Origin of the sequence: Streptomyces palmae (assembly GCF_004684805.1) — a bacterium.
GTDB classification, from domain to species: Bacteria; Actinomycetota; Actinomycetes; order Streptomycetales; family Streptomycetaceae; genus Streptomyces; species Streptomyces palmae.
Map to the genome: position 1 here is coordinate 23,724 of NZ_SRID01000035.1, position 6,726 is coordinate 30,449.

A 6,726-nucleotide genomic window follows, 5' to 3' on the forward strand; every position below is an offset into this window, starting at 1 on the left:
GCGCGGTCTACGGCACCGGATCCTGGGGCACCGCCTTCGCCATGGTCCTCGCCGACGCCGGCTGCGAGGTGACCATGTGGGGCCGCCGCGCCGAACTGGTCGAGGCGGTCAACACCGGGCGGACCAATCCCGACTACCTGCCCGGCGTGGAACTGCCCCGGGCGATCCGGGCCACCACCGACCCCGCCGAGGCGGCCGAGGGCGCGCGGTTCACCGTGCTCGCGGTGCCCTCCCAGACGCTCCGCGGCAACCTCGCCGCCTGGGCGCCGCTGCTGCCCGCGGACACCGTGCTGGTCTCCCTGATGAAGGGCGTGGAACTCGGTACGGCCAAGCGGATGAGCGAGGTCGTCGCGGAGGTCGCCAAGGCCGGGCCGGACCGCGTCGCGGTGCTCACCGGCCCCAACCTCGCCCGGGAGATCGCCGCCCGGCAGCCCGCCGCCGCCGTGGTCGCCTGCCGGGACGAGAGCGTGGCGGTGCGCCTGCAGGCCGCCTGCCACACCCCGTACTTCCGGCCGTACACCAACACCGACGTGGTCGGCTGCGAACTGGGCGGCGCGGTCAAGAACGTGATCGCGCTGGCGGTCGGCATCGCCGACGGCATGGGGCTCGGCGACAACGCCAAGGCCTCGCTGATCACCCGCGGGCTGGCCGAGACCACCCGCCTCGGCCTGGCCATGGGCGCCGACGCGCACACCTTCGCGGGCCTGGCCGGCATGGGCGACCTGGTCGCCACCTGCTCCTCGCCGCTCTCCCGCAACCACACCTTCGGTACCAACCTGGGCCGCGGGATGACGCTGGCGGAGACCATCGCGGTCACCAAGCAGACCGCCGAGGGCGTCAAGTCCTGCGAGTCCGTGCTCGATCTGGCGCGCCGGCACGGGGTCGACATGCCGATCACCGAGACCGTGGTGGGCATCGTCCACGAGGGCACGCCGCCGCTGGTCGCCCTCAAGGAGCTGATGTCCCGCAGTGCCAAGCCCGAGCGTCACTGACGCGGAGGCGACCGCAAGGTAACCTCATCGCGATATGAGCAGCGAGATCTCCACCCCAAGCCCAGGACGCAAGCCGCGCGTCGCCGTCGTCTTCGGCGGGCGCAGCTCCGAGCACGCCATCTCCGTGGTCACCGCGGGTGCGGTGCTGAACGCCATCGACCGGACCAAGTACGAGGTCCTGCCGATCGGCATCACCGAGGACGGCCGTTGGGCGCTGACCGCCGACGCCCCCGAGCGGATGGCCATCGCCGAGCGCCGGCTGCCCAGCGTCGCCGACCTCGCCGAGTCGCCGGACGGGGCCGTGATGCTGCCGGTCGACCCGGCCAGCCGCGAGGTCGTCTACACCGAGCCGGGCGCGGTGCCCAAGGCGCTGGGCGACGTGGACGTGGTCTTCCCGATGCTGCACGGCCCGTACGGCGAGGACGGCACCCTCCAGGGGCTGCTGGAGCTCTCCGGGGTGCCGTACGTGGGCTCCGGCGTGCTGGCCTCCGCGGTCGGCATGGACAAGGAGTACATGAAGCGGGTGTTCACCTCCTTCGGGCTGCCGGTCGGCCCGTACGTGGTGGTCCGGCCCCAGGAGTGGACCCGGGACCCGGCCGCCGCCCGCAAGAAGATCGTGGACTTCGCGGCCGACCAGGGCTGGCCGGTCTTCGTCAAGCCCGCCCGCGCCGGCTCCTCGATGGGCATCACCAAGGTCGACGGCATCCAGGGCCTGGACGAGGCGATCGAAGAGGCCCGCCGCCACGACCCCAAGATCATCATCGAGTCGCTGCTGCGCGGCCGGGAGATCGAGTGCGGCGTGCTGGAGTTCGAGGACGGACCGCGAGCCAGCGTGCCCGCCGAGATCCCGCCGGTCACCGCCCACGACTTCTACGACTTCGAGGCCAAGTACATCGACTCGGCCGCCGGTATGGTGCCGGCCCCGCTCGACGCCGAGCAGACCGCACGGGTCCAGGAGCTGGCCGTACGGGCCTTCGACGCGGCCTCCTGCGAGGGGCTGGTGCGCGCCGACTTCTTCCTGCTGGAGAACGGCGAGTTCGTGATCAACGAGATCAACACCATGCCCGGCTTCACCCCCATCTCGATGTACCCGCGGATGTGGCAGGAGAGCGGCGTCAGCTACTCGCAGCTGGTGGACCGCCTCATCGAGGCCGCGCTGCGCCGCTCCACCGGGCTGCGCTGACCGACCGCCTCCGGCCGGGGCCCGCGCGGCCCCGGCCCACCGCGGGACCGGAGCCCTCAGATCCCGAACGGCACCGTCTTCTTGATGGCGCCGGCCAGATCGACCAGCGCGTCGGTCGCGGGGACGGAGGACCTGTCCACGGTCACCTCGACATTGGTCCGGCGCAGCACGGTGGTGAAGCGGTAGTGGTCGCCCTGCTCCTCGATCAGCCACTGGACGCCGTTGATCTCGGCGCTGTCGGGGGCCGCTGTGTAGTCTTCCGATCCGGGCGTGAGGATCCGGGGCTCCGGCACCCCGCAGCGCAGTTCGACCGTGGGGTCGCCCCAGGCCGCGGTGGAGTCGGAGACCGGATCGGTCTGCCGCCGCGCCAGCCCGTCCACCCGCCGGGGCAGTTCCCGGTGGAGCGCCCGGCAGAACCCGGCGGCCTCGCCCCGCGGCGTGGGAGCCGCGAGCGAGGGAGGACCTCCGGAACCGTCCGCGGACGAGCAGCCGGCCACGGCCACCAGCGCCAGCAGCGGCGCGGTGACCGACACAGGGATCAGCCGGGGACGTACGGAATTCACCGGCCGAGCATACGGGGGGACTACAGGTGGACGACCGGGCAGGTCAGGGTTCGGGTGATGCCCTCCACCTGCTGCACCTTGGCGACCACCATGCGGCCGAGTTCGTCGACCGTCTCGGCCTGGGCGCGCACGATCACGTCGTACGGCCCGGTGACGTCCTCGGCCTGGATCACACCGGGAAGTCTCCCGATGACCTCGGCCACGGCCGAGGCCTTGCCGACCTCTGTCTGGATCAGGATGTATGCCTGTACCACGGAACCTCCAGGGCGGCTACGAGGATCATGTGGGGGAAAGGGACGCCACGGTACCGCGTCACCAGGCGGCACGGGGAGACCCGCGCGGCCTGCGCGGCGCGGCGGACCACGTGGACGCGTGGCCGTACCCGTGTGCGCGAAGGACGACGGGATGCCGCAGACTTCCCCGGGGGGACGGTGCCGGTCAGCGGCTCCACGACGGGCCGCCCCCGGCAGCGCGCAGCCGAGGACACCAACACCGTGAGGAGAAGCGCAGTGAAAGGCACCGTGGGCGAGCTGGGTGAGTTCGGGCTCATCCGAGAGCTCACCTCCCGGCTCACCACCACCCCGGCGGTCCGGCTGGGTCCCGGGGACGACGCCGCGGTGGTCGCAGCGCCGGACCGGCGGGTGGTGGTCAGCACCGACGTCCTGCTGGAGGGACGCCACTTCCGCCGCGACTGGTCCACCGCCTATGACGTGGGCCGCAAGGCCGCGGCCCAGAACATGGCCGACATCGCGGCGATGGGCGCGGTGCCCACCGCCGTACTGCTCGGCCTGGTGGTCCCCGCCGACCTCCCCGCGACCTGGCCCAGCGAACTGATGGACGGACTGCGCGACGAGTGCCAGGTGGCCGGCGCGGCCGTGGTCGGCGGTGACGTGGTGCGCGGCGACACCATCACCGTCTCCATCACCGCCCTGGGCGACCTGCGCAACAGCGACCCGGTCACCCGATCCGGTGCCCAGCCGGGCGACGTGGTCGCCGTCACCGGCTGGCTGGGCTGGTCCGCCGCCGGGCACGCGGTGCTCGCCCGCGGCTTCCGCTCGCCCCGCGCCTTCGTGGAGGCCCACCGGCGCCCGGAGCCCCCGTACCACGCCGGACCCGCCGCGGCCCGGCTGGGCGCCACCGCGATGACCGACGTGAGCGACGGTCTGGTGGCCGACCTCGGGCACATCGCCGAGGCCAGCAAGGTCCGTATCGACCTGCGCTCCGGCGATGTCGACGTGCCCTCCCAGATGGCCGACATCGGCCAGGCGGTGGGCGTCGACCCGCTCCAGTGGGTGCTCAACGGGGGAGAGGACCACGCGATCGTGGCCACCTTCCCGCCGGATGTGAAGCTGCCCGCCCGCTGGAAGGTCATCGGCGAGGTGCTCAACCCCTCCGCGCTGCCCCAGGTGACGGTGGACGGGGCGCCCTGGCCGCACTCCGGCTGGGACCACTTCGGCGCCGGCGCCGAGGCCGAGTAGGTTCGGCGGCATGCCGCACACCCCCGCCGCGCCGCCGCCCTCCCCGCCACCGGTCCTCACCGTCGCCGGATCCGACTCCGGCGGCGGTGCCGGCATCCAGGCCGACCTCAAGACCATGCTGGCCCTCGGGGTGCACGGGATGAGCGTGCTCACCGCCGTCACCGCGCAGAACTCCCGGGGCGTCCAGGGCAGCTGGGAGCTTCCGGCGGCGGCCGTGACCGCCCAGTTCCGCAGCGTGGTGGACGACATCGGGGTGGCCGCGGTGAAGACCGGCATGCTGGCCTCCGCGGAACTGGTGGAGACCGTCGCCGGACTGCTGGCCGGGCTGTCCGCGCCGGTGGTGGTGGACCCGGTGGGCCTGTCCAAGCACGGCGACCCGCTGCTGGCCGCCGAGGCGCTGGACGCGGTGCGCGGCGCGCTGCTGCCCACCGCCACCGTCGCCACCCCCAACCTGGACGAGGTGGCCGGCCTGACCGGCATCACCGTCTCGCAGGAGGCGGACCTGCGGCGGGCGGCGGACGCGATCCTGGCCTTCGGGCCCCGCTGGGCCCTGATCAAGGGCGGCCACCTCCCCGGCCCGTACGCCGTCGACCTGCTCACCGACGGCACCCGGGAGCACTGGCTGCGCGCCCCGCGCCACGGCAACCGGCACACCCACGGCACCGGCTGCACCCTGGCGAGCGCCATCGCCGCCCGGCTGGCCCTGGGCGACGAGGTGCCGCGGGCGGTGGAGGCCGCCAAGGAGTACGTCACCGGCGCCATAGCCGCCGGCTTCCCGCTGGGCGGCGGCATCGGGCCGGTCGACCACGGCTGGGCCGGGCGCTCCCGGTAGACCAGGTGAGGGGGCGTACGGGTCCGGGTGCCGGGCCCGTACAGGCACAGCGCGGGTCCGGCGCTTTCGGGCATGACAAAAGCCGGCCCATCGGATGATGGACCGGCCTTGGCAACCAGAAGGGCTGCGCTACGACGGGAACGTCAGCGCGAGACCGGATCGCCCCCGCTTGCGCGGGGACACCGTTCGCTAGCGCGAGACCTTGCCGGCCTTGATGCACGAGGTGCAGACGTTGAGCCGCTTCGGCGTCCGCCCGACCACAGCGCGCACCGTCTGGATGTTGGGGTTCCAACGACGGCGAGTACGGCGGTGCGAGTGCGAAATGTTGTTGCCGAAGCCCGGCCCCTTGCCGCAGACGTCGCAGTTGGCAGCCACGGGTCACTCCAAAGACTTCAGATACACGTACAGTGAATTCCCGGCGTGCCAGGATCGTGGACGACCGGCAGAGCCAGGGGGAAAAGAAACCCGATTCGCATCGGGCAACCGGAGCAGCATACAACGGCTGCTTCCGTATACCGAAACTACCATGACCAGCCGGTACCCCTCCGCCGGGGCCCCGGGTACGGGCCTGCCCCCGCGGCGGCGACGCGACTACCCTGCGATGGGCCGGGCCCACGGCGACCAGCGTGCGCTCGGCACGCCGTCCCCCGCGGCGCGCGCGGGAACGCACAGGGAACGCAGGAGGACGCAAGGTGCCGCACACTCCCCCAGACATCGTCCGGGGGGACTCCCTGGACGCCGCTGCGGTACGCGACTGGTGCGGGCTGGCGCTGGAGGCCCTGGGCCGGGCCCGCGAGGACATCGACGCGATCAACGTCTACCCGGTCGCCGACGGGGACACCGGCACCAACCTCTATCTGACCGCGGAGTCGGCCGCGCGGGCCGTGGCCGCCGCCTGCGACGGTCACGAAGCCGCCCCCGGCACCCCGGGGCCCGGCCTGGGCGACGCGATACGCGCGATGGCGCACGGTGCCCTGATCGGCGCCCGCGGCAATTCCGGGACCATCCTGGCCCAGCTGCTGCGCGGCCTGGCGGACGTCCTCGCCGAGCCGGAGCCGTACGGGGCCGAGGGCCCCGGCTCCGTACGCGCCGAGCCGGAGCCGCATCCCGCCACTCGCGCCGGTTCCGCGGACCCCGCGGCTCCCACCGACCCCGCGGGCAACAGCCCCACCGAGCGCACCGCTGGCAGCAGCCGCTCCGACCCCACCGTCGGCACCGCGGGCACCGCCCGCACCGCTGGCACCGGCCGCCCGGGTCCCGCCGCCACCGGCGGCCCCGGCGCGGGGGCCGAGGCGCTCCGGCGGGCCCTGCGGCATGCGGCCGAGTCCGCGTACGCCGCCGTCGCGCACCCCGCCGAGGGCACCATGCTGACCGTCGCCGCGGCCGCCGCGGACGCCGCGGCGCAGGCCCGCGGGGACGTCGCGGCGGTGGCCCGGGCCGCCTGGGAGGGCGCCCGCACCGCACTGCGCGCCACCCCGGGGCAGTTGGCCGACCTGGGCCGGGCGGGCGTGGTGGACGCCGGCGGCTACGGGCTGGTCGCGGTGCTCGGCGCGCTGGCCCAGGCGCTCTCCGGCCAGGCCCCGCCGGAGCCCCCGGCCCCCGACCACGGCCGCCTGGCGGGCCCCGGCGCCGCCCCGGGGAATCCCCGCGCGGCGGCCTGCGCGGCCCCGCCCCGGCC

General features: G+C 74.2%; 7 protein-coding genes and 1 pseudogene. 5 read left to right on the plus strand and 3 right to left on the minus strand.

Annotated features, from left to right (window positions below):
• Nucleotides 1–41 precede the first annotated feature (41 nt).
• Together E4099_RS06385 and E4099_RS06390 are read left to right on the plus strand one after the other, a co-directional pair.
• Entirely contained in the window at nt 42–992 is a 951-nt protein-coding gene (locus tag E4099_RS06385; protein WP_245244634.1) for an NAD(P)H-dependent glycerol-3-phosphate dehydrogenase, read from the plus strand.
• Between the two features lie 34 nt (nt 993–1,026).
• A complete protein-coding gene (locus tag E4099_RS06390) occupies nt 1,027–2,175 on the plus strand; it encodes a D-alanine--D-alanine ligase family protein (protein ID WP_135337960.1) in 1,149 nt (382 codons plus the stop codon).
• Nucleotides 2,176–2,231: 56 nt separating this feature from the next.
• Here E4099_RS06390 and E4099_RS06395 read toward each other — a convergent pair whose 3' ends face one another.
• Complete coding sequence (locus E4099_RS06395) at nt 2,232–2,738, minus strand: DUF3515 domain-containing protein (RefSeq protein WP_245244632.1); 507 nt, start codon at nt 2,736–2,738, stop codon at nt 2,232–2,234.
• 20 nt (nt 2,739–2,758) lie between these two features.
• The gene (locus E4099_RS06400; RefSeq protein ID WP_135337961.1) at nt 2,759–2,992 is read right to left on the minus strand and encodes an Lrp/AsnC family transcriptional regulator; all 234 of its coding nucleotides are present in this window, start codon (nt 2,990–2,992) and stop codon (nt 2,759–2,761) included.
• Nucleotides 2,993–3,247: 255 nt separating this feature from the next.
• Between E4099_RS06400 and E4099_RS06405 the strand changes: the two genes are divergently transcribed.
• Complete coding sequence (locus tag E4099_RS06405; protein ID WP_135337962.1) at nt 3,248–4,216, plus strand: thiamine-phosphate kinase; 969 nt, start codon at nt 3,248–3,250, stop codon at nt 4,214–4,216.
• Nucleotides 4,217–4,226: 10 nt separating this feature from the next.
• Nucleotides 4,227–5,048 (plus strand): bifunctional hydroxymethylpyrimidine kinase/phosphomethylpyrimidine kinase, encoded by an 822-nt coding sequence (thiD, locus tag E4099_RS06410; RefSeq protein WP_135337963.1) that lies wholly within the window; start codon nt 4,227–4,229, stop codon nt 5,046–5,048.
• A 264-nt stretch (nt 5,049–5,312) separates the two neighbouring features.
• Here thiD and rpmB read toward each other — a convergent pair.
• Nucleotides 5,313–5,423: pseudogene (gene rpmB / locus E4099_RS35130) on the minus strand (50S ribosomal protein L28); the annotation flags it as partial.
• Between the two features lie 317 nt (nt 5,424–5,740).
• On the opposite strand from rpmB, the gene E4099_RS06420 reads away from it, so the two are divergent.
• The coding region (locus E4099_RS06420) for a DAK2 domain-containing protein (protein ID WP_245244633.1) at nt 5,741–6,726 on the plus strand (986 nt) is incomplete at its 3' end.